The sequence below is a fragment of the Pseudomonas sp. IC_126 genome (genome assembly GCF_004331835.1).
In the GTDB taxonomy this organism is placed as follows: domain Bacteria; phylum Pseudomonadota; class Gammaproteobacteria; order Pseudomonadales; family Pseudomonadaceae; genus Stutzerimonas.
The window spans coordinates 185,055-208,870 of sequence record NZ_SJSS01000004.1 but is presented as its reverse complement, the minus strand read 5'-3'; the positions used below and the strand labels follow the sequence as shown (position 1 = coordinate 208,870).

The 23,816-nt window shown below is 60.0% G+C and carries 24 protein-coding genes; 16 read left to right on the top strand and 8 right to left on the bottom strand.

Annotation, left to right across the window (positions count from 1 at the left end):
• Positions 1-107 precede the first annotated feature (107 nt).
• Entirely contained in the window at positions 108-752 is a 645-nt protein-coding gene (locus tag E0D86_RS14355) for a PilZ domain-containing protein (RefSeq protein ID WP_131650721.1), read from the bottom strand.
• 214 nt (positions 753-966) lie between these two features.
• Here E0D86_RS14355 and E0D86_RS14350 point away from each other — a divergent pair, with 214 nt between their 5' ends.
• Complete coding sequence (locus E0D86_RS14350) at positions 967-1,419, top strand: flavodoxin (protein ID WP_131650720.1); 453 nt, start codon at positions 967-969, stop codon at positions 1,417-1,419.
• Positions 1,420-1,520: 101 nt separating this feature from the next.
• Complete coding sequence (locus E0D86_RS14345) at positions 1,521-2,297, top strand: class II aldolase/adducin family protein (RefSeq protein ID WP_131650719.1); 777 nt, start codon at positions 1,521-1,523, stop codon at positions 2,295-2,297.
• 3 nt (positions 2,298-2,300) lie between these two features.
• On the opposite strand, the gene E0D86_RS14340 is transcribed toward E0D86_RS14345, so the two are convergent.
• Positions 2,301-2,885 carry an ACP phosphodiesterase gene (locus tag E0D86_RS14340; protein ID WP_131650718.1) on the bottom strand — a complete coding sequence of 195 codons (585 nt, stop codon included), beginning with the start codon at positions 2,883-2,885 and terminating at the stop codon, positions 2,301-2,303.
• A gap of 404 nt (positions 2,886-3,289) precedes the next feature.
• On the opposite strand from E0D86_RS14340, the gene E0D86_RS14335 reads away from it, so the two are divergent.
• The 3 genes from E0D86_RS14335 to E0D86_RS14325 all read left to right on the top strand — a co-directional run bounded on the left by E0D86_RS14335 (position 3,290) and on the right by E0D86_RS14325 (position 5,385).
• Entirely contained in the window at positions 3,290-4,450 is a 1,161-nt protein-coding gene (locus E0D86_RS14335; RefSeq protein ID WP_131650950.1) for a phosphatidylserine/phosphatidylglycerophosphate/cardiolipin synthase family protein, read from the top strand.
• Between the two features lie 44 nt (positions 4,451-4,494).
• Positions 4,495-5,076, top strand: coding sequence for a DJ-1/PfpI family protein (locus tag E0D86_RS14330; protein ID WP_131650717.1), 582 nt, complete (start codon positions 4,495-4,497; stop codon positions 5,074-5,076).
• 84 nt (positions 5,077-5,160) lie between these two features.
• Complete coding sequence (locus E0D86_RS14325; RefSeq protein ID WP_131650716.1) at positions 5,161-5,385, top strand: VF530 family DNA-binding protein; 225 nt, start codon at positions 5,161-5,163, stop codon at positions 5,383-5,385.
• Positions 5,386-5,582: 197 nt separating this feature from the next.
• Here the strand turns inward: E0D86_RS14325 and E0D86_RS14320 are convergent, their stop codons facing one another.
• Positions 5,583-7,106, bottom strand: coding sequence for a fumarate hydratase (locus E0D86_RS14320; protein WP_131650715.1), 1,524 nt, complete (start codon positions 7,104-7,106; stop codon positions 5,583-5,585).
• 355 nt (positions 7,107-7,461) lie between these two features.
• Between E0D86_RS14320 and E0D86_RS14315 the strand changes: the two genes are divergently transcribed.
• Positions 7,462-8,592, top strand: coding sequence for a diguanylate cyclase (locus E0D86_RS14315; RefSeq protein ID WP_131650714.1), 1,131 nt, complete (start codon positions 7,462-7,464; stop codon positions 8,590-8,592).
• Positions 8,585-9,520: an iron-sulfur-binding ferredoxin reductase gene (locus E0D86_RS14310; RefSeq protein ID WP_131650713.1), complete on the top strand. Its 936-nt coding sequence runs from the start codon at positions 8,585-8,587 to the stop codon at positions 9,518-9,520. The genes E0D86_RS14315 and E0D86_RS14310 overlap by 8 nt, the downstream gene beginning before the upstream one ends.
• 80 nt (positions 9,521-9,600) lie before the next feature.
• Here the strand turns inward: E0D86_RS14310 and pyk are convergent, their stop codons facing one another.
• Positions 9,601-11,055, bottom strand: coding sequence for a pyruvate kinase (pyk, locus tag E0D86_RS14305; protein WP_131650712.1), 1,455 nt, complete (start codon positions 11,053-11,055; stop codon positions 9,601-9,603).
• Positions 11,056-11,224: 169 nt separating this feature from the next.
• Here pyk and E0D86_RS14300 point away from each other — a divergent pair, with 169 nt between their 5' ends.
• The 4 genes from E0D86_RS14300 to sbcB all read left to right on the top strand — a co-directional run bounded on the left by E0D86_RS14300 (position 11,225) and on the right by sbcB (position 14,100).
• Positions 11,225-11,602 carry a tol-pal system YbgF family protein gene (locus tag E0D86_RS14300; protein ID WP_131650711.1) on the top strand — a complete coding sequence of 126 codons (378 nt, stop codon included), beginning with the start codon at positions 11,225-11,227 and terminating at the stop codon, positions 11,600-11,602.
• A 38-nt stretch (positions 11,603-11,640) separates the two neighbouring features.
• Entirely contained in the window at positions 11,641-12,069 is a 429-nt protein-coding gene (locus tag E0D86_RS14295; protein WP_131650710.1) for a DUF4124 domain-containing protein, read from the top strand.
• A 49-nt stretch (positions 12,070-12,118) separates the two neighbouring features.
• On the top strand, positions 12,119-12,553 hold the full coding sequence (locus E0D86_RS14290) for a PilZ domain-containing protein (protein ID WP_131650709.1): 435 nt from the start codon (positions 12,119-12,121) through the stop codon (positions 12,551-12,553).
• A 119-nt stretch (positions 12,554-12,672) separates the two neighbouring features.
• Positions 12,673-14,100 carry an exodeoxyribonuclease I gene (gene sbcB / locus E0D86_RS14285; protein WP_131650708.1) on the top strand — a complete coding sequence of 476 codons (1,428 nt, stop codon included), beginning with the start codon at positions 12,673-12,675 and terminating at the stop codon, positions 14,098-14,100.
• A 79-nt stretch (positions 14,101-14,179) separates the two neighbouring features.
• Here the strand turns inward: sbcB and mvaT are convergent, their stop codons facing one another.
• Positions 14,180-14,557: a histone-like nucleoid-structuring protein MvaT gene (gene mvaT / locus E0D86_RS14280; RefSeq protein ID WP_131650707.1), complete on the bottom strand. Its 378-nt coding sequence runs from the start codon at positions 14,555-14,557 to the stop codon at positions 14,180-14,182.
• Between the two features lie 415 nt (positions 14,558-14,972).
• Between mvaT and purU the strand changes: the two genes are divergently transcribed.
• The 3 genes from purU to E0D86_RS14265 all read left to right on the top strand — a co-directional run bounded on the left by purU (position 14,973) and on the right by E0D86_RS14265 (position 17,566).
• Positions 14,973-15,824: a formyltetrahydrofolate deformylase gene (gene purU, locus E0D86_RS14275; protein ID WP_131650706.1), complete on the top strand. Its 852-nt coding sequence runs from the start codon at positions 14,973-14,975 to the stop codon at positions 15,822-15,824.
• A gap of 26 nt (positions 15,825-15,850) precedes the next feature.
• The gene (locus E0D86_RS14270) at positions 15,851-16,036 is read left to right on the top strand and encodes a hypothetical protein (RefSeq protein WP_131650705.1); all 186 of its coding nucleotides are present in this window, start codon (positions 15,851-15,853) and stop codon (positions 16,034-16,036) included.
• A 63-nt stretch (positions 16,037-16,099) separates the two neighbouring features.
• Complete coding sequence (locus tag E0D86_RS14265; protein ID WP_131650704.1) at positions 16,100-17,566, top strand: helicase HerA-like domain-containing protein; 1,467 nt, start codon at positions 16,100-16,102, stop codon at positions 17,564-17,566.
• Positions 17,567-17,635: 69 nt separating this feature from the next.
• On the opposite strand, the gene E0D86_RS14260 is transcribed toward E0D86_RS14265, so the two are convergent.
• The 3 genes from E0D86_RS14260 to yaaA form a co-directional block, all read right to left on the bottom strand.
• A complete protein-coding gene (locus tag E0D86_RS14260) occupies positions 17,636-17,845 on the bottom strand; it encodes a hypothetical protein (RefSeq protein WP_131650703.1) in 210 nt (69 codons plus the stop codon).
• 326 nt (positions 17,846-18,171) lie between these two features.
• Complete coding sequence (locus E0D86_RS14255) at positions 18,172-19,617, bottom strand: mannose-1-phosphate guanylyltransferase/mannose-6-phosphate isomerase (protein ID WP_131650702.1); 1,446 nt, start codon at positions 19,615-19,617, stop codon at positions 18,172-18,174.
• 681 nt (positions 19,618-20,298) lie between these two features.
• On the bottom strand, positions 20,299-21,075 hold the full coding sequence (yaaA, locus tag E0D86_RS14250; RefSeq protein ID WP_131650701.1) for a peroxide stress protein YaaA: 777 nt from the start codon (positions 21,073-21,075) through the stop codon (positions 20,299-20,301).
• A 137-nt stretch (positions 21,076-21,212) separates the two neighbouring features.
• Between yaaA and dmeF the strand changes: the two genes are divergently transcribed.
• Positions 21,213-22,160: a CDF family Co(II)/Ni(II) efflux transporter DmeF gene (dmeF, locus tag E0D86_RS14245; RefSeq protein WP_131650700.1), complete on the top strand. Its 948-nt coding sequence runs from the start codon at positions 21,213-21,215 to the stop codon at positions 22,158-22,160.
• A 261-nt stretch (positions 22,161-22,421) separates the two neighbouring features.
• Positions 22,422-23,810 (top strand): PhoH family protein, encoded by a 1,389-nt coding sequence (locus E0D86_RS14240; RefSeq protein ID WP_131650699.1) that lies wholly within the window; start codon positions 22,422-22,424, stop codon positions 23,808-23,810.
• Positions 23,811-23,816: the final 6 nt, after the last annotated feature.

Here is a 23,816-nt window from a genome sequence, read left to right as displayed (position 1 = left end):
GCCACGCATGGCCCGTCAGCTTACACCAGGGTGATTTCTGGCAGTACTCTGCAGCCTTTGAATGGCCGCGTCTGGCGAAGCTGCGCGGTATGAAACAGGAGCGAGCCCTACGAATGGCTGGGCGTGTCGACGAGCATGTCGACCGGGAGTTCCGGCTGCAACTCTGGATGCAGGCGCTGATGCTGTTCGTACAGATACGAACGGATGCGTTCGGCGTCCTTGCCATGTGGCTGTTCGACTTCATAGGCCGCCAACCCGTCTTCGGCAACGCGTACCCGGCGTGCGTCGATCATGAACGGTGTCTCGCCAGGCAGCGCCAGCCTCACATGCAGATGCTTGGGTGCCTTTTGGGGGCCGGCGTCCACCAGCAGCCCGTTGGGTGATAACTCATGGACGCTCAGCGCGGTCTCGTCACCGTTATCGGAGAGCAGGGGCAGGGGTTCGTCCAGGTGCAGGCGCCAGGCGCGAAGAACCGGCCCACGCTCGTATATGGTGGGGGGGGCGAGTTGTAGTCGGATTGTCTGAAGTTCGTCGCGGGTCAGCTGCAGCGGGAACGACATGCAGTAGTCGTCGAGTTCCGCGTCGAGCGTCAGGTTGGCTTTCGCTGCAAGCTGCAGCAGCAGGCCGTTGGCGCGCTCGCCGCCGTCGAGCTGAAAACCGCCCCGTGCTTCGCCCGATTCGGTTTGCGGGCCGCTGGTAAGTTGATTGATATACGCCAGCTCGGCGCTGGTGAGTACGGTCTTTTCTGGCATCAGATTTCCCTCTCAATGGCAGCAGGCCTGCCCATGCCTTGTGGCTGCGTCCGCAAATCCTCTGTCAGGACCGCCTTGCGACAACTTGCTGGACGATTAATTCCCTTGTCGCCTAGAGTCTGCGCGCCACCGTTATCAGCGTAGCTCCACCCAAGCGGGGCGTCGGTGCCAAATACGGCATAATGCTCGGCTTCAATTCGCAACGGAGCCCATTATGAAAGTCGCCATCCTTTCCGGTACGGTCTACGGCACAGCCGAAGACGTCGCCCGCCATGCCGCCGCAAAGCTGAAGGCGGCGGGTTTCGACGCCTGGCATGATCCGCGCGCGCAGCTGCCTCAGATTCTCGATTTCGGCCCGCAGGCGCTGCTGGTCGTAACCGCCACGACTGGCATGGGCGAGCTGCCCGACAACTTCATTCCGCTGTATACGGCCATCCGCGATCAGGTTCCGGTCTGGCAGGGCATGCCTGGCGGCGTCATCGCGCTGGGCGACGCCAGCTATGGCGATACCTTCTGTGGCGGTGGCGAGCTGATCCGTGAACTCTACGCCGAGCTGGGTATGCGTGAAACGCAGGAGATGCTACGCCTCGATGCCAGTGAAACGGTCACGCCCGAAAGCGACGCCGAGCCTTGGCTGGAACGTTTCGCTGCAGCCCTGCGGGGCTGAGCGTGTCCTCTGCGGACATCAGGCTGGCTGCAAAGGCGACTTCCGAACAGGCAGACGCTGGCTAGAATTCAGGCACCGTAAAACAACAAGAAGAGGTGCCCGTGACCGCTCTGCATTCGATCCAATCGCTGAAGAATCAGGTCAGTGCCGCCGAATGGCGGGCCCGCGCCGATCTGGCTGCCTGCTATCGACTGGTCGCCCTGCATGGCTGGGATGACCTGATCTTTACCCATATCTCGGCGAAGATCCCTGACACCGATGAATTCCTGATCAACCCCTACGGGCTGATGTTTCACGAAATGACGGCCTCCAGCTTGGTGAAGATCGATCTGGACGGCAACAAGCTGATGGACACGCCCTACGACATCAATCCGGCGGGTTACACCATCCACAGCGCCGTGCATAAGGTGCGTCACGACGTGGCCTGCGTGATGCACACCCATACCGCTGCCGGCGTGGCGGTGTCGGCGCAGAAGCAGGGGTTGTTGCCAATCAGCCAGCAAGCGCTGTTCGTACTCGCCAGCCTTTCCACGCATGGCTACGAAGGCGTGGCGCTCAACCATGATGAAAAGGCCCGCTTGCAGGCCGATCTCGGCGAAACCGGCTTCATGCTCCTGCACAATCATGGCCTGATGACCTGCGGCGGGAGCATTGCCGATACCTTTCTGATGATGTTCATCTTCCAGCGTGCCTGCGAAATACAGGTGATGGCCCAGACTGGCGGCGCCGAGCTGATTCCGATCCCCGAGCAGATTCTCGCCGGAGCCAAGGCCATGGCTGCCGGTGTTACGCGCAGCAAGCAAGGCATGGGCGGCGCGCTGGCTTGGCCGGCGCTGCTGCGCAAGCTCGATCAGCAATGCCCCGGTTACGACAGCTAATGGTTACTTCGTCTCGGCTTCGCTGAGCCGAACGAACGCCTGCAACTGCGGGTAGAAGTCGTGGAAATCCTGCTGGAGCGGCACATAGAGCCGTTCCAGCTCCTCGAACCCGCCGGCGAGGCCTTGCGGACGCGACAACCGGCTACTCATGCCTGCCACGACTTGTTCCATCACGGCGAAATTTCGGTAGCTGCCGAGCCAGTCCTGAGCGGCCATGCGTGGCGCTATCTGCGCTAGCTTGCCGGGCAACTCGGCTTCCTCTCGTAGAACCCGATACACGCGAGTGGTGAAGTCCTGCAAGGGCTCATCGGCGTAGTCATGCCAGTGCGCGGCTAGGCAGTGGTCGAAAAACAGGTCGATCAATATGCCGGCATAGCGTCGCCGTTCGCCGGGAAAACGCTGCTTGGCCTGTAGTACCAGTGGGTGGCTGTCGGTGAACGCATCGATCTGCCGGTGCAGGCGAATGCCGGCTTCGATATCGGCGGGCCAGCGGCCCTGTAAGGAGCCCTTGACGAAATCGCCATACAGGCTGCCGAGCAACTCGCCGGGCTGCGGGCCGCCAAGGTGGAGGTGTGCGAGATAGTTCATGGGGACGAGTTTAGAATCTTTTCCTGCTTCGCTGTTGCACGATAACGCTGAACAGTCCCTTGAGATGCTTGCCGCCTTAGTTGACATCGGGCTGTGACGTGATCGAGTTGCCGTTAGGGTGAAGGTCCATGGCTGCCAAAGCACCATCGGCGTTTTCGGTATGTCTGAACCGGTCTCGTTCGGCTCGTGGCGGAGATGTCGGACCGTTATATCCGGGAACTCTGCGCTGCCGTACGGACCTATAACAGGCGTGCCGCAACGGCGCTGGGCCATCGCTCCTGCGTTTGGCTGCTCATCGGAAGCACGCCGCAGAGAACTCATCAGGACACGGAATGAATGTCTAGCCGCTATAACGAAATCCTCCCTCGGAGCGCGGCTTCGGTTGCCCGGAGGCTCCTCTCGTGATGCTCGCCGGGGAGATTTTTCCTTGGCGAGACGGCAACCGTTTTCGCTTGCTGATCGACGGTCCGGCATTCTTCCCGCGGATACTGGAATGCATCGAGGCGGCAGAACGACGGATCGACGTTGAGCTTTATCTGGTAGAAGACGGCCAGTGCGCCGATCTGCTGATCGACGCATTGGCGGCTGCGGCCACGCGTGGTGTGAGGGTGCGTTGCCTGTTCGATGGCTTCGGCTGTTTGAAGCTGGGGCAGAAGGCGCGGCAGCGGCTATCCGACGCGGGTGTCGAGCTGCGTCAGTACAACCCGCTGAAACTGCGGCTGCGATTTCGCAACCTGCATCGCGACCATCGTAAGTTGATCATCATTGATGACAGTTGCTGCTTTGTCGGTGGTGCCGGGGCTACCGACGAGTTCTGGAACCCAACCAAACCGGATGAGCACTGGCACGAGGCGATGGTGGAAATCGCGGGGCCATTGATAGAGAACTGGCGGCGGCTGTTCGACACGCAATGGACACTATGCCTGAAGCGCCGTATCTGGCAGTTGCCGCTGCCACAACGGCTTCCGAAAATTCCGGCCAACCCCCGTGGTGGAGTGGGGCTGGGGCGGGTTGCCTACGCGGCGGCGCGGCAGCATAGCGACATCCTTCATAGCCTGCTGCGAAACCTGCAGCGCGCGGAACGGCGCATCTGGCTGGCGACCCCTTATTTCCTGCCCACGGGCAGGGTCCGCCGAGAGCTGATGCGTGCGGCAAGGCGCGGCGTCGAAGTGCGCTTGCTTCTGACCAGTCGCAACACCGATCACCCGTCGGTGCGCTACGCCGGCCAGCGCTACTACCCGAGACTGCTGCGGGCCGGCGTGCGTATTCATGAATATCAGCCACACTTTCTGCACTTGAAAGTGGTATTGGTCGACGACTGGGTCAGCATCGGGTCGTGCAACTTCGATCACTGGAATCTGCGCTGGAATCTGGAAGCGAACCTCGAGGCGCTTGATAAATCGCTCAGCACCGAGGTGGCGGAGAGCTTCGAGCGAGACTTTTCACACAGTTTGGAGATCGACCTGCAACGTTGGCACGCCCGCCCGCTGCGCCTGCGCCTTTATCAAAGAATGTGGGGGTTGCTTGATCGACTGGTGATCAACATATTCAACCGAAGCGGCTGACCGGGCGTTGGCCGTTAACCAACACTGACTGGGAGTGTGTTTCGATGGCTGCGAAGAAGATTCTGATGCTGGTCGGCGATTACGTCGAAGATTACGAAACCATGGTGCCGTTCCAGGCGCTGCAGATGGTCGGGCACAGCGTGCATGCCGTCTGCCCGGATAAGAAAGCGGGCGATACGGTGCGCACCGCGATTCACGATTTCGAAGGCGATCAGACCTATAGCGAGAAACCCGGCCACAATTTTGCGCTGAACTTCGATTTCGCTTCGGTGCGTGCCGAAGACTACGACGCGCTGGTGATACCTGGCGGTCGCGCACCCGAATACCTACGACTGAACGAGCAGGTATGCAACCTGGTACGGGCGTTCGACGACGCGAAAAAACCCATTGCTGCGGTTTGCCATGGCGCTCAGTTGCTCGCCGCCGCGGGCGTGCTGAAGGGCCGTGCCTGTAGCGCCTATCCAGCTTGCGCGCCGGAAGTGAAGCTGGCCGGCGGTGAATTCGTGGACATCCCGGTCGATCAGGCGCATACCGAAGGCAACCTGGTCACGGCACCGGCTTGGCCGGCGCATCCGGCGTGGCTGGCAGCGTTTCTGGAGCTGCTCGGTACGCGCATCACGCTGTAAGATGCTGACGGGACGAAGGACCTGGCATTCGCTGGGTCTTTTGCTATTGGCCGTTTCGGACGGTTTCGGATTCAGAGGCCCTCAGTGCGAGAACCCACAAAAGACCCGCTCCATGGCGTGACGCTCGAAGCCATCCTTGTCGAGCTACAGGCGCGGTACGGCTGGGATGGGCTAGCGCAGCGCGTCGATATTCGCTGCTTCAAGAGCGATCCCAGTATCAAATCGAGCCTGACCTTCCTGCGCAAAACCCCGTGGGCGCGGGAAAAAGTCGAGGCGTTGTTTATCAGGCTGCACCAAGCCCGGCAGTGACGTCACTGCTGTAAGTAAAAGGCCTGCACCGTGCCGCTTCGGTGAGACGCGCCTCACGGTGAATGCTCTCCCATGGGATCACCGATGATCATGGAGTCGGTAGGTCATTCAAAAACGACATGCCCTGAAAAACGAACCCCGCTTAATAGCGGGGTTCGTCATCACTCTGCGCCGGCAATAGCGGCACCTAGTTGAAGTTATTGCACTTCAACCGCCAGGTTTTCGGCAATCTTGCTCTGCCAGATCGCAGGCCCGGTGATGTGCACTGACTCGCCGTTAGTGTCTACAGCGACGGTCACCGGCATGTCCTTCACTTCGAACTCGTAAATGGCTTCCATGCCCAGTTCGGCAAAGGCCAACACCTTGGACTTCTTGATCGCCTGGGCCACGAGGTAGGCAGCACCGCCAACTGCCATCAGGTAGACGGCCTTGTTGTCCTTGATCGCGTCGATGGCGATGGGGCCGCGCTCGGATTTGCCGATCATGCCCAAGAGGCCGGTGCTTTCAAGAATCTGGCGGGTGAACTTGTCCATACGGGTCGCAGTGGTTGGGCCAGCCGGACCAACCACTTCGTCGCCCACCGGATCGACCGGGCCGACGTAATAGATGAAGCGGCCTTTGAGGTCCACCGGCAGCTCTTCACCCTTGTTCAGCATGTCGACCATGCGCTTGTGCGCCGCGTCGCGACCGGTGAGCATCTTGCCGTTGAGCAGGACGGTTTCGCCCGGCTTCCAGCTCTGTACTTCTTCCGGGGTGATGGTGTCGAGATTGACGCGACGCGCGCTCGGGCCGGCTTCCCAGACGATTTCCGGGTAGGCGTCTAGTGGCGGCGGCGTGAGTTCGGCCGGGCCGGAACCGTCGAGCACGAAGTGCGCGTGGCGGGTGGCGGCGCAGTTGGGGATCATGCACACCGGCAGCGAGGCGGCGTGGGTCGGGTAATCCATGATCTTGACGTCGAGCACGGTGGTCAGGCCGCCCAGACCTTGAGCGCCGATACCCAGCTGATTGACCTTCTCGAACAGCTCAAGGCGAAGCTCTTCGATGCGGTTCTGCGGGCCGCGAGCCTTGAGCTCGTGGATGTCGATGGACTCCATCAACACTTCCTTGGCCATCACCGCGGCCTTCTCGGCGGTACCGCCGATACCGATGCCGAGCATGCCCGGCGGGCACCAGCCGGCACCCATGGTCGGAACGGTCTTGAGCACCCAGTCAACGATGGAGTCGGACGGGTTGAGCATGGCCATCTTCGACTTGTTTTCCGAACCGCCGCCTTTGGCTGCGACGTCTACTTCGACTTTATCGCCAGGGACGATGGAGTAATGGATGACGGCGGGCGTGTTGTCCTTGGTGTTCTTGCGGGAACCTGCCGGGTCGGCCAGGATCGAAGCACGCAGGACGTTTTCCGGCAGGTTGTAGGCGCGGCGAACGCCTTCGTTGATCATGTCGTCCAGGCTCATGGTGGCGCCGTCCCAGCGCACGTCCATTCCCACGCGCACGAATACGGTGACGATGCCGGTGTCCTGGCAGATCGGCCGATGTCCGGTGGCGCACATGCGCGAGTTGATCAGAATCTGCGCCATGGAGTCACGCGCGGCTGGCGACTCTTCACGCAGATAGGCTTCGTGCATCGCCTGGATGAAATCGACGGGGTGGTAGTAAGAAATGAACTGCAAAGCGTCTGCAACGCTTTGAATCAGGTCGTCTTGCTTGATCACGGTCATGCAGCGCGTCCTCTTGGCGGGGCGGAGACGGGCGTGTCGAGAAGAGACCGACACGCGCGGGATAAAAAAGGCGCGGCAGTATAACCCGCCGACCGGGCGGGTACACAGACGGACCAAAGGTGAAGGGATGCACAGAGGAACCGGGGCGGCGCGGCCGTCAATCGATCATCAAACGAGAGAACGAGCCGCAGGCTTCATACAGGCGCAAGGTATATGAAGGTTTGTTGGCAGAAGGCGACAGAATGGTCGCAATCGAGTCGATCGATATCTCGCCGCAGCATCGAAACGGCTGCTTATGGGCTTTTTCGCTCGGTCAGCGTAAAGTGCGTCGAATTGCCACTATGGGATGGATTCCATGCGCACGCTTCGTGACGAAAGCGATCAGCAGGCGCTTCAGCAACTGGTGACCAAGCGTTTCGGCATGGCGGCCGGCACCTATGGCCTTGCTTTGCTTTTGACCTGGACCACCGTTGCCGGTGGGTTCTACCAGGCGCCGCTGGACACTGCGATAGTCGGTTCGGTGATGATTCTGGTCAGCCAACTGGTGTTCTTCGGGATCTTCTACCGAGGCCACAATCTGCGCTTTCGCGACCCCAGCCTGACCGAACCGCAGGTGCTGGTTGCGCTGATCTGGCTGACCTTCTTTCTGTTCAATCTCGGCGACAACCGCGGCTCGTTGCTGGTGCTTTATGTGCTGGTGCTGATGTTTGCGGTATTCCTCCATCCAAAGGTCTTCACCCGCTACGCCGTGCTGGCGCTGCTCAGCTTCGTCGGCATGTCGTTGTATGACGCTCAGTTGGGACAACTGCGCGACCCGCAGGTGGCGTTGCTGCAGACCGGTGTGTTGTTGGTCACTTTGATCTGGATGTGCCTGTTCGTCGGGTACGTCTATAAGCTGCGTCAGCGCATGCGCCAGCGTCGTTTCGCCCTCCAGGCGCATCAGGAGACGCTGCGCGGCATGATGAGGCAGCTGGAGGATTTGGCGTCCACGGACGAGCTGACCGGGCTGTACAACCGTCGGCATTTTCTCCGGCGAGCCGAGGAGGAACTGAACAGGCTGCGTGCGGGGCACCGATCCGGTCTCGCCCTGATCGATCTCGATCATTTCAAACGGATTAACGACCTGCACGGACACGCCACGGGTGATCGTGTGCTGCAGACCTTCGCCTCGGTGGCGCGCTCGTGTCTACGCGACGGCGACATACTCGCTCGTTACGGCGGCGAGGAGTTCGTGTTGCTGCTGCCGCACACCGACGCCGAGCAGTTCAGTGCCTGTTGTGAGCGCCTGCGCGAGGCGTTCGCCAATGCCCAGCCACTGGATGTGAATATGCAGGCAGGGCATCTCAGCCTGTCGGTCGGGCTTACGTTGCTCAATGCTGGCGATGATCTGGGCGAGGCGTTGCAACGGGCGGACGAGGCGCTGTACCGCGCCAAAGAAAATGGACGTAACCGCTGCGAAGCAAGCTGGGCGGCAGTCGATGCCTGAGATCCGTTGCGGGGCTCGGTCCTGGCGCGTGAGTGAGGGCAGCAACCTGCTCGATGCACTCAACTGCGCGGGTCTGAACGTGCCTTACAGCTGCCGTGCGGGGCGCTGCCATGCCTGCCTGGTACGGTGCGTGGCGGGTGAACCAGAGGATGCTCGCCCGGATGCGCTCGATGTCGGTAAACGTCTGCAGGGCTGGCGGCTCGCCTGTCAATGCACCGTGACCGAAGACGTCGAAGTCGCCCCGTTCGACCCCCAGCGAGAGGGCGTGGCGACGCGCGTGGAGGGGCTCGACTGGCTCGGTGGGGATGTTCTTCGGTTGCGCCTGATGCCCGATCGTCCTGTGCGCTACCGTCCGGGTCAGCATGCGCTGCTGTGGACTGGCGACGGTATCGCGCGTTCCTATTCGCTCGCCAGCGTTCCGGGCGAAGAGCCTTGGCTCGAGTTCCACCTGGACTGCGCCAGACCCGGAACCTTCAGCGAGGCGGCGCGCAACCTGATTCTCGGCGATAGCCTGCGTCTCGGCCAGCTGCACCAGGGCGCGCTGCATTACGACGTCGGCTGGCAGACCCAGCCCTTACTGCTATTGGCTGCCGGCACTGGGCTTGCGCCGCTCTGGTCCATCTTGCGCGAAGCGCTGCGGCAGGGGCACACCGGGCCTGTTCGGCTGCTGCATTTCTGTCGGGGTGAATCCTATCTGCGAGCCGAACTGGAGCGTCTCGCCGGGCAGCACGAAAATCTGAGCGTGAAATATTTCGAGCGGAGGCAGGCGCAAGACGTGCTGCAAGCGCTGCGAGTAGCGTCGCGGCAGGCGCGGGTTTTGATCTGCGGCGGCGCCGCTTTCGTCGAGGACAGCGCCAAGCACATGTTTTTGGCGGGGATAGCCCGAGGGCAAATCCTGAGCGATGCGTTCCTGGTCCGTCAGGCCTGAGCGAGGACGCCCGCGATTGGTTGAAAATGAAGCGTGCCGAAAAGGCATGGCAGCACGGGCCATGCCTTTCGGCGTGGTTGTCAGCTCAGTGGATCGCCGACGCGTAGGATCTTCATGGTATTGGTGCCGCCCGTGGAGTCGTGATAGCTGTCGCCCTTGGTCAGAATGACCCAATCACCCGGCTGCACGATGTTGCGCTTGACCAGTTCGTCTACCGCCGCCTGGCTGACTTTGTCGGCCGGCAGTGCGGCTGGGTCGAACGGAACGGTCTGCACGCCGCGGAACAACGCCACGCGGGCCTGGGCATCGCGATGCGGGGTGAAGGCGAAGATCGGCACCGAGGAGCGGATGCGCGACATGATCAGCGTGGTATAGCCGCTTTCGGTCAGGCTGATGATCGCCTTGACGCCTGGGAAATGGTTGGCGGTGTACATCGCCGCGAGCGCGGTGCTCTCGTCGCTGCGCTCGAAGCGCTGGCCGAGGCGGTGACCGGATTTGATGCTGGTCGGATGTTTCTCGGCGCCGACGCAGACGCGCGCCATCGCCTTGATCGCTTCGATCGGGTATTCGCCAGCGGCGCTTTCCGCCGACAGCATGACCGCATCGGTGTAGTCGAGCACGGCGTTGGCTACATCGGAAACCTCGGCGCGGGTCGGCATCGGGCTCTGGATCATCGACTCCATCATCTGGGTCGCGGTGATCACCACCTTGTTGTTGCGACGTGCGTGGAGAATGATCTTCTTCTGAATGCCAACCAGCTCGGCATCGCCGATTTCCACGCCCAAATCGCCGCGAGCGACCATCACGCCATCGCTGGCACGGATAAGCCCGTCGAGGGCTTCGTCGTCGGCAACCGCCTCGGCGCGCTCGATCTTCGCGATCAGCCAGGCGCTGGAGCCGGCCTCGTCGCGCAGGCGGCGGGCCAGTTCCATATCGGCGGCGTCGCGCGGGAATGAGACAGCCAAGTAGTCCAGCTGCAGATCTGCGGCCAGCTTGATGTCGGCCTTGTCCTTGGCGGTCAGCGCGGGTGCGGTCAAGCCACCGCCGCGACGGTTGATGCCTTTGTTGTCCGACAGCGGACCGCCGATCAGCACGGTGCAGTGCAATTCATCGGCGGTCGTCGCATCGACGCGCATGACCACACGGCCATCGTCGAGCAGCAGCTCGTCGCCGACGCTGCAATCCTTGACCAGGTCCGGATAGTCGATGCCGACCACTTCCTGGTTGCCAGCGTCGCGCGGGTGGGTGACGGAGAAGCGAAAGCTGTCGCCTTCGGCCAGCTCGATGCGCTTGTTGGTGAACTTGGCGATGCGAATCTTCGGTCCCTGCAGGTCGCCCAGCAGCGCGACGAAGCGGCCATGTCGTGCGGCGATATCCCGTACCAGTTGCGCCCGGGCGCGATGCTCATCCGGCGCACCATGAGAGAAGTTCAGGCGCGCGACATCGAGTCCGGCCAGGATCATTTTTTCCAGTACTTCCGGCGAGCTGCTGGCCGGGCCTAGCGTGGCGACGATTTTGGTACGGCGCGAAGTCATTCATTGCTCCTTTTTCTGAATGGGCCGGAGGCTACTATGGCGTGCGGCTGTAGTCATCGTTGGCTTTCACTACTCTTTAAGGGGCGGGACGGCACATCGTTCGGGCGCCGAGCGGGCTGCAGTTTTTCTCGTCATGGTCGATAAGCCGGCATCGGAGGATTACTAACCCATGCGAACCCTTGCCATTCTTTTTCTGGCCACTCTCAGCGTAGGCTGTAGCAGCAGAAGTGCACTCGACCGCCATCTTGATGCCGCCTATACCCATTACCGCAACGACGATTGCGACAAGGTGATGCTCGAACTCTCCCAGGCCGAGCGTCGCAGTCGTCCCCGTGACAACCTTCAGCCGGAAATTTCGCTGTTGCGTGGCCAATGCCTGGAGCGCCAGGGCTTGTTCGTCGATGCGGCGGAAACCTATCGATTCATCCAGGCCCGTTATCCAGCTAGCGAATACGCCTTCCGTGGCCGCGCCAGACTGGAGACGTTGCGTCAGTTGGGGCACTATCAACCCGAGGAGCGGGTAGTGACCCATCCCGTCAAACCGTGAAACTGAGCTGGTCATCGTGACTGGACGGGAAGGAACCCATGCGTGTCGCATCCATACTGTTCGCAGGCTTGCTGGTCGCGCCGTGTGCAACGGCTGGTATTTACCGCTGGGTAGATTCCCAGGGAAATGTACATTTCGGCTCGCAGCCGCGCGCCGGTGCTGAGCAGGTCGAGGTGCGACCGCAGGTCATCGAGCGTGACGACGCGACTCGCGAGCGGGAGGCGCGTACCGAACGATTTCACGAGGCCCGTCGGCAAGAGCAGCAGCTGGCCGATGACGCCGCCAGCACACGCCGTGCCGAGCGCGAGCAGACGTGCCGTCAGTTGCGTCAGGAATTGTCGAGTCTGTCCCGAGGTGGCCGCTACTTTCGTGCCGATGCAAACGGAGGACGGGTCTACTACAGTGATGAGGAGATAGGGGCGGCGCGGCGGCAGTTGGCCAGTCGTATCAGTCAGAGCTGCAGCTGAGCGGCGGGCGATGGTCACGGCAATCAAAACGTGCGGCAGGCAGGGAACGATGAACATGACCAATCAGCGCAGTATCCAGCGGCACCAGTTGCCGTACTACCTCAACGTTTTCAATCGTTTCACCGACAAGCCACTAGGTTTCATCGGCAACCTTTCAGAGACCGGGCTGATGCTCATCAGTCCCTATCCGATGATGGTCGATGCGCGCTTCGAGATGCGTCTGAAGATTCCCGGTCAGCATGGCCAGCTGCGTTGCGTCGACTTCAGTGCAACCTGCCGCTGGTCCCGTGAGGACGTCACGCCGGGCAGCTTCGATTCCGGTTTCGAACTAGTCTCCGCGCCCAGCGAAATACGTCACATGATCGACGCGCTGCATCATTACTTCAGCTTTCGTCCGATGTCGAGCATCCCGCCGGCCCGCCTGCCGCTCAACGATGCTCCACGGCGCACGGCCGTCGACGAGGATCACTGCCACGGTGGCTGAGCGATTCGGTTGCGTGGCCGGGCTTTGGTGGGTGGCGCTGATCGTTCGTGGTCCCGGTCAGCACGCCGGAAATGGTGCGCTGCTAGACTGGCGCCCGAACACCGATAGGGACGCCCCACGTGACATCCAGCATCTTCTGGTATGACTTTGAAACCACCGGTATTTCCCCGCGTTGCGACCGGCCGCTGCAGGTTGCCGGTATCCGTACCAACGAGGCGTTGGAGGAAATTGGCGAGCCGCTGAATATCTATTGCCGCCTCAGCGACGACATCCTGCCGCATCCGGCTGCGTGTCTGGTAACCGGCATCACCCCCACGACCTTGGCCGAGAAAGGCTTATGTGAGGCGGAGTTCATTACTCACCTGCATCAGGAGCTGGCGCTGCCGGGTACCTGTGGTGCGGGTTACAACACGCTGCGTTTCGATGACGAAGTGCTGCGCTACAGTCTGTACCGCAACTTCTTCGACCCGTATGCACGCGAATGGCAAAGCGGCAACAGCCGTTGGGATCTGATCGATCTGGTTCGCACCGCTTATGCACTACGCCCCCAAGGACTGGTCTGGCCGGAGGAGGACGGACGAGTGACGCTCAAGCTGGAGCGCCTAAGTGCGGCCAACGGCCTCGAACATCTACAGGCGCATGACGCGTTATCGGATGTGCGAGCAACCATCGCACTGGCCCGTTTGATACGGGATCGTCAGCCCCGGCTCTATGACTACCTATATAGGTTGCGCCGCAAGAATGCAGTCATCGAGCAGATCGAGCTTTTGAAACCGATGGTACATATCTCGGGGCGCTTTTCTGCCGCTCGGCATTATCTCTCCATAGTTCTGCCGCTGGCCTGGCATCCACGTAATCGCAACGCACTGATTGTTTGCGACCTCAACTCCGAATGCTCACCTTTGTGGGAAGAAACTTCCGATGATCTCCGCGAGCGGCTGTATACCCGGCGGGAAGATCTTGGCGAGAAGCTGCCAACCCCGCTGAAACTGGTACATGTGAACCGCTGCCCCGTATTGGTGCCCATGAATGTCTTGCGCGCCTCCGATATCGATCGACTGGGCCTGGATCTGCGTTGTTGCGAAACCAGGGCGCGCGATCTGCGCGGCCGAAAGGCAGAATGGAGCACGAAACTCGCCGATATTTATCAAGAGCAGGGGTTCGCTGACTTAGCGGATCCTGAGCAACAACTTTATGAAGCTTTCCTGGGCGAGCGTGATCGGCGTCTGTGCGAACAGGTCAGAAATCTGGTGCCGGCTCAGACTTCGAGCGAAGTGCCGCCGTTTGATGATGCGCGTCTACCGGAACTGCATTTTCGTTACCGCGCACGCAACTTTCCTGAATGCCTTTCGGCGGCCGAGAAGCAGCAATGGGATGAGTTCTGCCGGCAACGCTTAACCGCGCCCGAGTTTGGGGCGCCCAATACGCTGGAGCAATTCGAAAGTACTCTGCAAGCGCAGTTGACGACCGCGACCTCGCAGCAGGCGCAGCTACTTCAGCAATGGGCTTCGTATGCCCAGGGCTTGCGTGAGCGGTACCTTCGCTGATTTGAGCGGACACAAAAAAGCCATTTGATCCGCATGCGTGGCATGAGGCGTCAGATGGCTTTCAGCTGTAGCGGAATAATTAGCCGAGCAGAGTGGCCCAACCTTCAACCTCTTCCGAGCCCCACTGCGCTTTCCACTCTTTCAGCGTCTTGTGATTACCACCTTTGGTTTCAATCACTTCGCCGTTATGCGGATTCTTGTATTGCTTGATACGGCGGGCGCGCTTGGTTGCGGCTGGTGCCTTTGCGGTACGTTGTGTCTTGCTGTTTCGGGCATCCGGATCAAGCAGCGCAATGATGTCGCGAAGCGATTTTTGATATTCGCCCATCAGTTCACGCAGTTTGCCTTCGAATTCAAGCTCTTTTTTCAGCTTGTCGTCTGCAGAAAGAGATTTCAGGCGTTCCTGCAGTTCCTTGATGGCTTCTTCAGTGGCGCGGTATTCATTGATTAGCGACATGTGACTTCCTTGGTATAGGTTTGAACGCAAGTGTTGGTAATCATAGACAGCCGCAATGCTCAAGTAAATATAGCGTTGAATAAAGTTTGACTATGGTTCTCTTTGAAATTGGCCGTTAAAGCCGTTCAGTTAGTCTTCGGCGAAATAATTCTTCCTTGAAGTTAGCGCTACGTCAGGTCCCGGTTACCAGGCGCCCCGCTCTGCATCGGCGGAGTCGCTGTCCGCGACACAATATTACGAAACCGGTATCGGGCGCTGTATAGGATAACCCTCAGGTTATTGGGGTTCATGTGTACCTAAAATGGTGGCCCGGCGGCGAACACCGGGGAAGGGTGCGCGCTGGTGCGATCATGTGGTTACGGTTTTCTTCGCTGCGCTAGAATGCGCCACCTTTTTATAGCCGGAGTTAACTTTCATGCGCACGTTCAGGCTGGTTATTGCCTGCCCCGATGGCGTTGGCATTGTCGCCAAGGTCAGTAATTTCCTGGCCACTTACAATGGGTGGATCACCGAAGCCAATCATCACTCCGATCATCAGAGTGGCTGGTTTTTCATGCGTCATGAAATCCGTGCTGATTCGTTGCCGTTCGATCTCGCAGGTTTTCATCAGGCGTTCGCGCCGATAGCGCGTGAGTTCTCCATGGAGTGGCGCATTACCGACTCGGAACAGCGCAAGCGCGTGGTGCTGATGGCCAGTCGCGAGTCGCATTGTCTGGCCGATCTGCTGCACAGATGGCACAGCGGTGAGCTGGATTGCGATATTCCCTGCGTGATTTCCAATCACGACGACCTGCGTAGCATGGTCGAGTGGCATGGAATTCCGTTCTTCCATGTGCCGGTCAAGCCAGGACACAAGGAAGAGGCGTTTGCCGAGGTGTCGCGTCTGGTGCGTGAACATCAGGCCGATGTGATAGTGCTTGCCCGCTACATGCAGATCCTTCCGGCCGAGCTGTGTGAAGAGTTCGCGCAGCGCGTGATCAACATCCACCACAGCTTCCTACCTTCGTTCGTAGGGGCCAAGCCCTACCATCAGGCTGCGCAGCGAGGGGTCAAACTGATCGGCGCAACCTGCCATTACGTAACCGAAGAGCTGGATGCCGGGCCGATTATCGAGCAGGACGTGGTGCGTGTCAGTCACCGCGACAGCATCGAGGACATGGTGCGGCTGGGCAAAGACGTGGAAAAGATGGTGCTATCGCGTGGCTTGCGCTATCACTTGCAAGAGCGTGTGCTGGTTCACGGCAACAAGACCCTGGTATTCAACTGACCACCGTTTTCGGTACGGGAGGATGCATGACCGATCCATTGGCAAAGGCCGGTGCTAGCGCGCCGCCGATCATTGGGAGTGGTTGTACCCAGCGCTACGATCCGGAGCATCTCGGCGCTGAACTCGGAACCGACTTTCCTGGCGCCGAAGCGTTGTGGAAACAGCGGATTGCTGCTGAGGTCGCCGCCTCGGCGGCGCCGCCGACTGAATGATGGGTGAGGCGCCCGGCTGGCGTTGCTCGGTCATCCACGGTTATCCGTTCTGGAGACGGTCAGATGAAACATAACGATCGCGTCGTGCTGGGTGTGGATGCCACCGGTGAGGCCAATACGCATCCGCTTCGGCTGATCAATCGTCACGGGCTTGTCGCTGGCGCGACAGGGACTGGCAAGACGGTGACCCTGCAGCGACTCGCCGAGCAATTCAGCAATGCGGGCATCTCGGTGTTTGCGGCGGATATCAAGGGCGATCTGTGTGGGCTGGGTGCGACTGGAGCGCCCCAGGGAAAGATTGCCGAGCGCATCGCCGACATGCCTTGGCTCGCCCACCAACCGCAGGCCTATCCCGTGACGCTCTGGGACGTGTACGGCCTGAGCGGACATCCGCTGCGTACCACGCTTACCGAAATGGGCCCGCTGCTGCTGGGCAGCTTGCTCGAGTTGACAGATAGCCAGCAGGCCGCGCTCTACGCAGCGTTCAAGGTGGCTGATCGGGAAGGCCTGTTGCTTCTGGATCTGAAGGACCTCAAGGCACTGCTCGGTCACCTTAAGGCGCAACCCGAGGTGTTGGGTGAGGATGCGGCGCTGCTGACCAATGCGTCGTCACAGGCATTGCTGCGGCGGCTGGCGGGCCTGGAGCAGCAGGGCGCCGAAGCGTTGTTCGGTGAGCCGGTGCTGGCGCTGGAAGATATCCTTCAGCCTGCGCACGATGGGCGCGGCAGGATTCATCTTCTGGATGCCAGCCGGTTAGTGCATCAGGCACCCAAGATCTACGCGACGTTTCTGCTGTGGTTGCTGGCCGAGCTGTTCGAACAGTTGCCCGAGCGCGGCGATGCGGACCGTCCGCTGCTGGCACTGTTCTTCGATGAGGCGCACCTGCTGTTCAATGACACCCCGAAGGCGCTGCAGGACAGACTGGTTCAGGTCGTTCGGCTGATTCGCTCCAAAGGTGTGGGCGTCTATTTCGTTACCCAGTCGCCGGCGGATCTGCCAGATGATGTTTTGGCGCAGCTGGGGCTGCGTATCCAGCATGGGTTGCGGGCCTACACGGTCAAGGAACAAAAGGCCTTGCGTGCGGTAGCCGAGGGTTTCCGAGCCAACCCAGCGTTTTCCGCGCTGGACTCGCTGGTCGACCTCGGAATCGGTGAGGCGCTGGTGGGTGGGCTCGAAGACAATGGCACGCCGGCCATGGCCCAGCGCGTGGCTATCGCTCCTCCAGAGTCGAGAGTGGGGCCGCTCGACGATGAGGAAAGACGTGCACTAATTGCCGATTCACCGTTGCGCACACGCTACGAGAAGGCAATCGATCGGGAGTCCGCCTATGAAATCCTGCGCGAGCGGGTAGGGCAGGCAAGCAAGATCGAGCCACAGAAGAACACCCCGGCATCAAAGAATGAAGCAGGTGACGCTTTCGGTGATCTTGCCGAGCGAATGTTCAAGAGCGCCATGCGCCAAGCGGCGTCGCAATTAGGACGGCAATTGGCAAGGGGTTTGATGGGCTCGTTGCTCGGTGGGAAGCGCTGACCGGAAAAATAAAGAAGGGTGGTTCGGCTCGGGTCGCTTTGAATAGCAATCGGGCCGAGCACCGAAGAGTTATTCGGTCTCGGTTACCTTTTGCGATAGTTCTTTTTCTATTTTTTCCAATTCTTTCTGGAACACCTGATCGTGAACTGTCTGCTTTTTCCGCCAAGGCTTGCGTTCGGGGTCGGGCTGCGCGGCGTAGGTGGTTACTTCGCCCCCATATACGGTCTGGAAGCGCTTGGCCTGCCGTTCCAGTTCGGCGCGTAATTCATCTTTGGTCACTCTTTATCTTTCCTTCCTATAGTTTCGGCGCCGATGCACTGACCGATGCCGATAGCGGCACGGGCAGATAAGTCTGGCGATGGCTTTATTTAATGGGCTGGCCGGCTGCTTTGCAAGCATGGGGCATGAACAAGTGTATGCGAAAGTTATCGCAAGGCGCTGGGCTAACAGATTGTCAGCGTAACACCCGATGATTCGATGGTGTTCCCTGCTTATGTAACAGCGCTATGTTTCGTCTGAACTGAGTATTCATCAAATGGAGCTGCACTTCGTTCAGATACGACAAAGCCGCGCCTGACGCTGGCGCGGCTTTGGTGCAGCGTGATTCAGCGGGCCGAATGACTTGCTACATCGTCACGGGCGCGACCGTATACGTCGTCCAGTCGCTCGATGTCGTCTTCGCCGAGATAGCTGCCCGACTGAACTTCGATAATCTCCAGTGGAATTTTGCCGGGGTTGGCCAGTCGGTGAATGGAGGTTACCGGGATATAGGTCGACTGGTTCTCGGTCAGCAGGAAGGTCTTGTCATTGCAGGTCACCTGGGCGGTGCCGGATACGACGATCCAATGCTCAGCGCGGTGATGGTGCATTTGCAGGGAAAGCTGCGCGCCCGGGTTGACGCATATCCGCTTGACCTGGAAGCGACCGCCCATATCGACCGAGTCATACCAGCCCCAAGGGCGATACACCGCGCAATGGTTCACCGTTTCGGAGCGCTTCATGTCATCGAGCTTGTTCACCAGCTTCTTGACGTCCTGGACTTTATCCTTGTGCGCGATCATCGTCGCGTCCTTGGTTTCGACCACTACGATATTGTCCAGGCCGACCACGGTTACCAGTTTGCCGTTGCCGTGAACGAGGCAGTTGCGACTGTCTTCGACGATCACGTCGCCTCTGGTCACGTTGCCGTTCTCGTCCTTTTCCAGCACGTCCCACAGCGATGACCAGGAGCCAACATCGCTCCAGCCTGCCGACATGGGCACGACGCAGGCCAGTTCGGTCTTTTCCATCACTGCGTAGTCGATCGAGTTGTCTGGACAGCAGGCGAAGGTCTCCGGATCGATCAGGACTTCATTACCATTTTTGGCGCTGCGCTCCAGCGCGGCCCAGCAGGTGTCGTAGATGTCCGGGTCATGTTTTTTCAGTTCTTCCAGGAATACGCTGGCGCGGAACAGGAACATGCCGCTGTTCCAATAGTAATCACCCGACTCGACATACTGCTGGGCACGCGCTTCGTCAGGTTTCTCGACGAAGTTGGTGACGCGGTTGACGCCTTCCGGCAAGCCATTGCGCTCGTTGTGATCGCACTTGATGTAGCCATAACCGGTCTCTGGGCTAGTCGCGGGGATGCCGAACAGCACCATCTCACCGTTTTCCGCCGCGTTCGTGGCAAGCGCCAGCGAGCGCTGGAATGCTTTGTGGTCTTCGATCACATGATCCGCTGGGAGAACCAGCAAGAGTTCATCGCGGCCTTCTTCAATCAGCTTCATCGCCGCGATGGCGATTGCCGGTGCGGTATTTCGGCCGAAAGGCTCGAGCATAAGGCCCTGAATACTCAGCTTGCGTGCGGCCAGTTGCTCCTTGACGATGAAGCGGTGCTCCTGGTTGCAAACCAGCAGAGGCGGCTGCATGCCTTCGAAAGCGAGCCGCTCGATGGTTTGCTGGAACAGCGTCTGCTCAGCCGTGAGGGCGAGAAACTGCTTGGGGAACGCTTTGCGCGAAAGAGGCCAGAGCCGGGAACCGCTACCGCCTGAGAGGATGACCGGAATCATGTTGTTTCTCCTGAATCGTTGAGAAGGGGAGTTCTTCTTGTCCATTTGGCTGCACGGATTCGTGCGCGTCCTACGCTTCTGGTTGGCCTTCAGCTGCGGCTCGCCGCCAGGCTATTTTTTCCAGCAATGAAACTGCCTTCGGAGCCACTGCGTGGTCCGAGCATGGAATATGTGGTTTTGTCTGGACCGCAGACGCTCTTGGTGCTGCGGCGCTGATCACCGCTCCGAAATGGGTGGCCGCAAGCCCTCCAATCCGATACGGGCAGGTGTGCACTGTTTTCGGCTGCGCTCCGCCCCGCTGATTGTGGCGCGTGAGGCAAATGGCGGTGAGTCCCTATCTTGCTTCGGTCTGATCTCAGCGGATCATATGCAACGACCGTAGAGGGCCACTCTGGCTGATCCGTTGAGCTCTGTTTTGAAATCCACTGCACGTTCATGTGCGACGTCCCTTTCCATCTGGAAATGCCGGTACGCGCTTATGATTGCCGGTGCCTTCGGATAGTTCCCTGAGTAGCTGCCGCTGATCGGGGAGTTTTTTTGAATTGACGAATAAAGCTCGCCAGACCGCGAACTAGACGGCGACGTACGCTAGACGGCGTAGTGATCAGCGATGAATGGCAGGGCGAGAGAGGGAGCGGAAGAACCCCCGCGGCTTTCATCCGCCGCGAGGGGAGGGCGGGTTCAGGACTGAACGTCGCGCAGGAACACCAAATGGTCGCTGGATGAGTCAGACGGACTGTAACGATAGCCATCGTAAGCGAAGTCCTTCAGTTGCTCGGGCTGCTCGATGCGCTCTTTGATCACATAGCGGCTCATCAAGCCGCGCGCTTTCTTGGCGTAGAAACTGATGATCTTGTACTGGCCGTTCTTCATGTCCTTGAAATCGACATCGATGACGCGGGCATTCAAGGCCTTGCGTTTGACCGCGCCGAAATACTCATCTGAAGCCAGGTTGAGCAGGACGTCATCTCCTTGTGCCGCCAATGCGTCGTTTAGCCAGTTGCTGATGCGCTCGCCCCAGAAGGCATACAGATCCTTGCCTCGGCTGTTGACCAGTTTGGTGCCCATTTCCAATCGATAGGGTTGCATCAAGTCGAGCGGACGCAGAACCCCGTAAAGCCCGGACAGCATGCGCAGGTGCTTCTGGGCGAAATCGAAATCCGGTTCGGAAAAGTCGCTCGCATTCAGTCCTGTGTAGACATCGCCCTTGAACGCGAGAAGCGCTTGCTTGGCGTTGGCTGGTGTGAATTCGGGCGTCCAACTGCCGTAGCGGGCAACGTTCAGAGCGGCGAGCTTGTCCGAAAGATGCATCAGTTCGCCGACTTGTTGCGGCGACAGTTCGCGCAGCCCTTCGATCAACTGCTGGGCGTGGTCGAGGTGCTCGGGTTGAGTGAAACGTTGGGTCGTCGGTGCGGAGTCGTAATCCAGTGTCTTGGCCGGCGATATCACCATCAGCATGCATCGGTCTCCTTTGAAGGGGGCCGATTCTAGGCTTTATCGGTGCCATGGCTCCACCTATGGACTCGATTAACCAAAAGCTTGACTTTGCCGTGGGGGAAGGGGGCAAGCTCGGCATGCCGGATTCAGGAGCGCTTATGACCGACTGCAATCATTCACACTGGACGCCGTCTCATGACTATCGTCCGCTCGAACAAGGGGCCGAGCGACAGACCTGGGCGGTCGTGGTGCTGACCGGGTTGACCATGGCTGCAGAGATCGCCGCTGGCTACCTGTTCAATTCCATGGCGCTGCTCGCCGATGGCTGGCATATGGCGTCTCATATGGTGGCCATCGGCATGGCGGCGATCGCCTACCTGCTGGCGCGCCGCTACGCCAATGATCGGCGCTTCGCGTTCGGGACCTGGAAAATCGAGGTCCTTGTGGGGTTCGCGAGTGCCGTGCTGCTGGTCGTGGTGGCGCTGATGATGATCGGCGAGTCGCTGTCGCGCTTCTGGTCGCCGGCGCAGATCGGTTTCGACGAGGCGCTGTGGGTGGCGTTCATCGGGCTGGCTGTGAACCTGCTGTCGGCCTGGTTGTTGCGCGAGCAGCATGATCACCACGGCCACGGCCACGGCCACGGCCATGAGGCGGCGCCAGGGCGGGATCTCAATCGCCACGCGGCCTTCGTTCACGTGTTGACCGACGGGCTGACGTCGGTCGCGGCGATCATCGCTCTGTTGGGAGGCAAGTATTTCGGCTGGAACTGGTTGGACCCGCTGATGGGCATCATCGGGGCGGTGGTCATTCTGGTCTGGGCCAAAGGGCTGTTGCGCGACACCGGCAAGGCGCTACTGGATCGCGAAATGGATGATCCACTGGTGCAGCGCGTGCAGAAGCGTTTGGAGGCGGTGCCCGATACGGATGTGGCAGACCTGCACCTGTGGCGGGTCGGCCGCGCGCAATACAGCTGCGTCGTCACGCTCGTCACCCACCAAGCGTATTCGGCTGATCGCTACAAAGCCGAGCTGGCGGACTTCTCGGAGTTGGTTCACGTGACGGCGGAGGTGAACCGGTGCTGCAAAAGTGTCCGGGTTGATTATTGAGCCTAGTCAGCGTCTGGAAGCCCGCCAAGCGCAATTCGTCGTTTCGATAAAAAAACGTCGGCGAATGGAAAAAGACTTTTTCCTGTCATCAATTTTGCGGTATTACGACATCAAGACCGCCGAAACCTGCACTCACAGGTGGCGGCCTCTGGGTGGCCCCAAGCCCCTGCCTCCCAAGTCCGCTCACCTTGCGCACGGTGGTTTTTCTGCGGCGGAGAGCATTCGGCCCTCCGTCGTCCGGCTCCGAAAAGGTGATCGTGTATGGATGACTACGGCAGACCCCGCGCTACTCAGCCCACCCTTTACGTTCTCGATACCAACGTTCTGATTCACGACCCCAACGCGATATTGAATTTCCAGGAACACCAGGTCGCCATTCCGATGACGGTTCTGGAAGAGTTGGACAAGCTCAAGACCGGCAAGCACACCGTGGCGGCAGAGTGCCGCCAGGCGATCCGTCTGATCGACAAGGTGCTTGGCGACGCGACGCCCGAGGAGGTCGAACTCGGCGTGCCGATTCAGCGCGAGAAGAGCGGGCCCTGCGGCAGCCTGTCGATTCTCATGAGCAAGGGCGCCGACTCCAGCGCACTGCCGGAAGACCTCAACGACAACAAGATCATCAACCAGGTCGTGGACCTGCAGCGGCGTCACACGGGTGTTCCGGTGGTGCTGGTCACCAACGATATCAACATGCGTTTGAAGGCGCGGGCATGTGGCGTGGCCGCGGAGGATTATCACACCGACAAGCTGGTGGACGACGTGGGCCAGCTGTCGCGCGGTTATCACAGCCTGAGCGGGTCGTTTTGGGATCGCGTCAGCAAGGTCGATACCCATCAGGGACATGGACGAACCTGGCACCGTGTACAGCTAATCGACAACCTGCCGGCCGTGCACATCAATGAGTTCATCCTCGACGAGCAGGGCTTCGTCGGCTGGATCAAGGGCATCAAGGCGGACGAGCTGCTCTTGCTCGACATGCATCAGGAGCCGTTGCTGCATCAGGAGGCCTGGGGGCTTCGTCCGCGGGATATCCATCAGGCGCTGGCATTGTTTGCCTTGCTTGATCCAGACATTCACCTGGTCAATCTCTCGGGCGCCGCGGGCTCCGGCAAGACCATCCTGGCACTGGCCGCCGCCATCGAGCAAACCGTGGCGAGCAAGCGTTACCGCCGGATTATCGCGACGCGCAGCGTACAGGGGCTGGATGAGGACATTGGCTTCCTGCCTGGCACCGAAGCGGAAAAGATGGAGCCCTGGCTCGGCGCGATCACCGATAACCTCGAAGCGCTGCACATGGATGACGAGAACACCCACGGCAGCGTCGATTACATCCTGCAAAAGGTGCCGCTGCAGTTCAAATCGCTCAATTACATTCGTGGCCGTAGCTTCCAGCAGAGCCTGATCCTCATCGACGAGTGCCAGAACCTTACGCCGCACCAGATGAAGACCATCATCACGCGGGCAGGTAGCGGGTCGAAAGTTGTGTGCCTGGGGAACCTGGCGCAGATCGACACGCCCTATCTCTCAGCTACCAGTTCGGGACTGACCTATCTCACGGAGCGCTTCAAGGACTTCCCACACGGCATGCACATTACCTTGCAGGGCGTGCCTCGTTCGGTGCTCGCCGAATACGCAGAGGCCCATATGTAACCAAAG

Excerpts from the sequence above, each read along its gene's own strand:
- E0D86_RS14355 (WP_131650721.1), bottom strand. The coding sequence starts at position 752 with ATGCCAGAAAAGACCGTACTCACCAGCGCCGAGCTGGCGTATATCAAT.
- E0D86_RS14350 (WP_131650720.1), top strand. The coding sequence starts at position 967 with ATGAAAGTCGCCATCCTTTCCGGTACGGTCTACGGCACAGCCGAAGAC.
- E0D86_RS14340 (WP_131650718.1), bottom strand. The coding sequence starts at position 2,885 with ATGAACTATCTCGCACACCTCCACCTTGGCGGCCCGCAGCCCGGCGAG.
- E0D86_RS14335 (WP_131650950.1), top strand. The coding sequence starts at position 3,290 with ATGCTCGCCGGGGAGATTTTTCCTTGGCGAGACGGCAACCGTTTTCGC.
- E0D86_RS14330 (WP_131650717.1), top strand. The coding sequence starts at position 4,495 with ATGGCTGCGAAGAAGATTCTGATGCTGGTCGGCGATTACGTCGAAGAT.
- E0D86_RS14320 (WP_131650715.1), bottom strand. The coding sequence starts at position 7,106 with ATGACCGTGATCAAGCAAGACGACCTGATTCAAAGCGTTGCAGACGCT.
- E0D86_RS14315 (WP_131650714.1), top strand. The coding sequence starts at position 7,462 with ATGCGCACGCTTCGTGACGAAAGCGATCAGCAGGCGCTTCAGCAACTG.
- E0D86_RS14310 (WP_131650713.1), top strand. The coding sequence starts at position 8,585 with ATGCCTGAGATCCGTTGCGGGGCTCGGTCCTGGCGCGTGAGTGAGGGC.
- pyk (WP_131650712.1), bottom strand. The coding sequence starts at position 11,055 with ATGACTTCGCGCCGTACCAAAATCGTCGCCACGCTAGGCCCGGCCAGC.
- E0D86_RS14300 (WP_131650711.1), top strand. The coding sequence starts at position 11,225 with ATGCGAACCCTTGCCATTCTTTTTCTGGCCACTCTCAGCGTAGGCTGT.
- E0D86_RS14295 (WP_131650710.1), top strand. The coding sequence starts at position 11,641 with ATGCGTGTCGCATCCATACTGTTCGCAGGCTTGCTGGTCGCGCCGTGT.
- E0D86_RS14290 (WP_131650709.1), top strand. The coding sequence starts at position 12,119 with ATGAACATGACCAATCAGCGCAGTATCCAGCGGCACCAGTTGCCGTAC.
- mvaT (WP_131650707.1), bottom strand. The coding sequence starts at position 14,557 with ATGTCGCTAATCAATGAATACCGCGCCACTGAAGAAGCCATCAAGGAA.
- purU (WP_131650706.1), top strand. The coding sequence starts at position 14,973 with ATGCGCACGTTCAGGCTGGTTATTGCCTGCCCCGATGGCGTTGGCATT.
- E0D86_RS14270 (WP_131650705.1), top strand. The coding sequence starts at position 15,851 with ATGACCGATCCATTGGCAAAGGCCGGTGCTAGCGCGCCGCCGATCATT.
- E0D86_RS14265 (WP_131650704.1), top strand. The coding sequence starts at position 16,100 with ATGAAACATAACGATCGCGTCGTGCTGGGTGTGGATGCCACCGGTGAG.
- E0D86_RS14255 (WP_131650702.1), bottom strand. The coding sequence starts at position 19,617 with ATGATTCCGGTCATCCTCTCAGGCGGTAGCGGTTCCCGGCTCTGGCCT.
- yaaA (WP_131650701.1), bottom strand. The coding sequence starts at position 21,075 with ATGCTGATGGTGATATCGCCGGCCAAGACACTGGATTACGACTCCGCA.
- dmeF (WP_131650700.1), top strand. The coding sequence starts at position 21,213 with ATGACCGACTGCAATCATTCACACTGGACGCCGTCTCATGACTATCGT.
- E0D86_RS14240 (WP_131650699.1), top strand. The coding sequence starts at position 22,422 with ATGGATGACTACGGCAGACCCCGCGCTACTCAGCCCACCCTTTACGTT.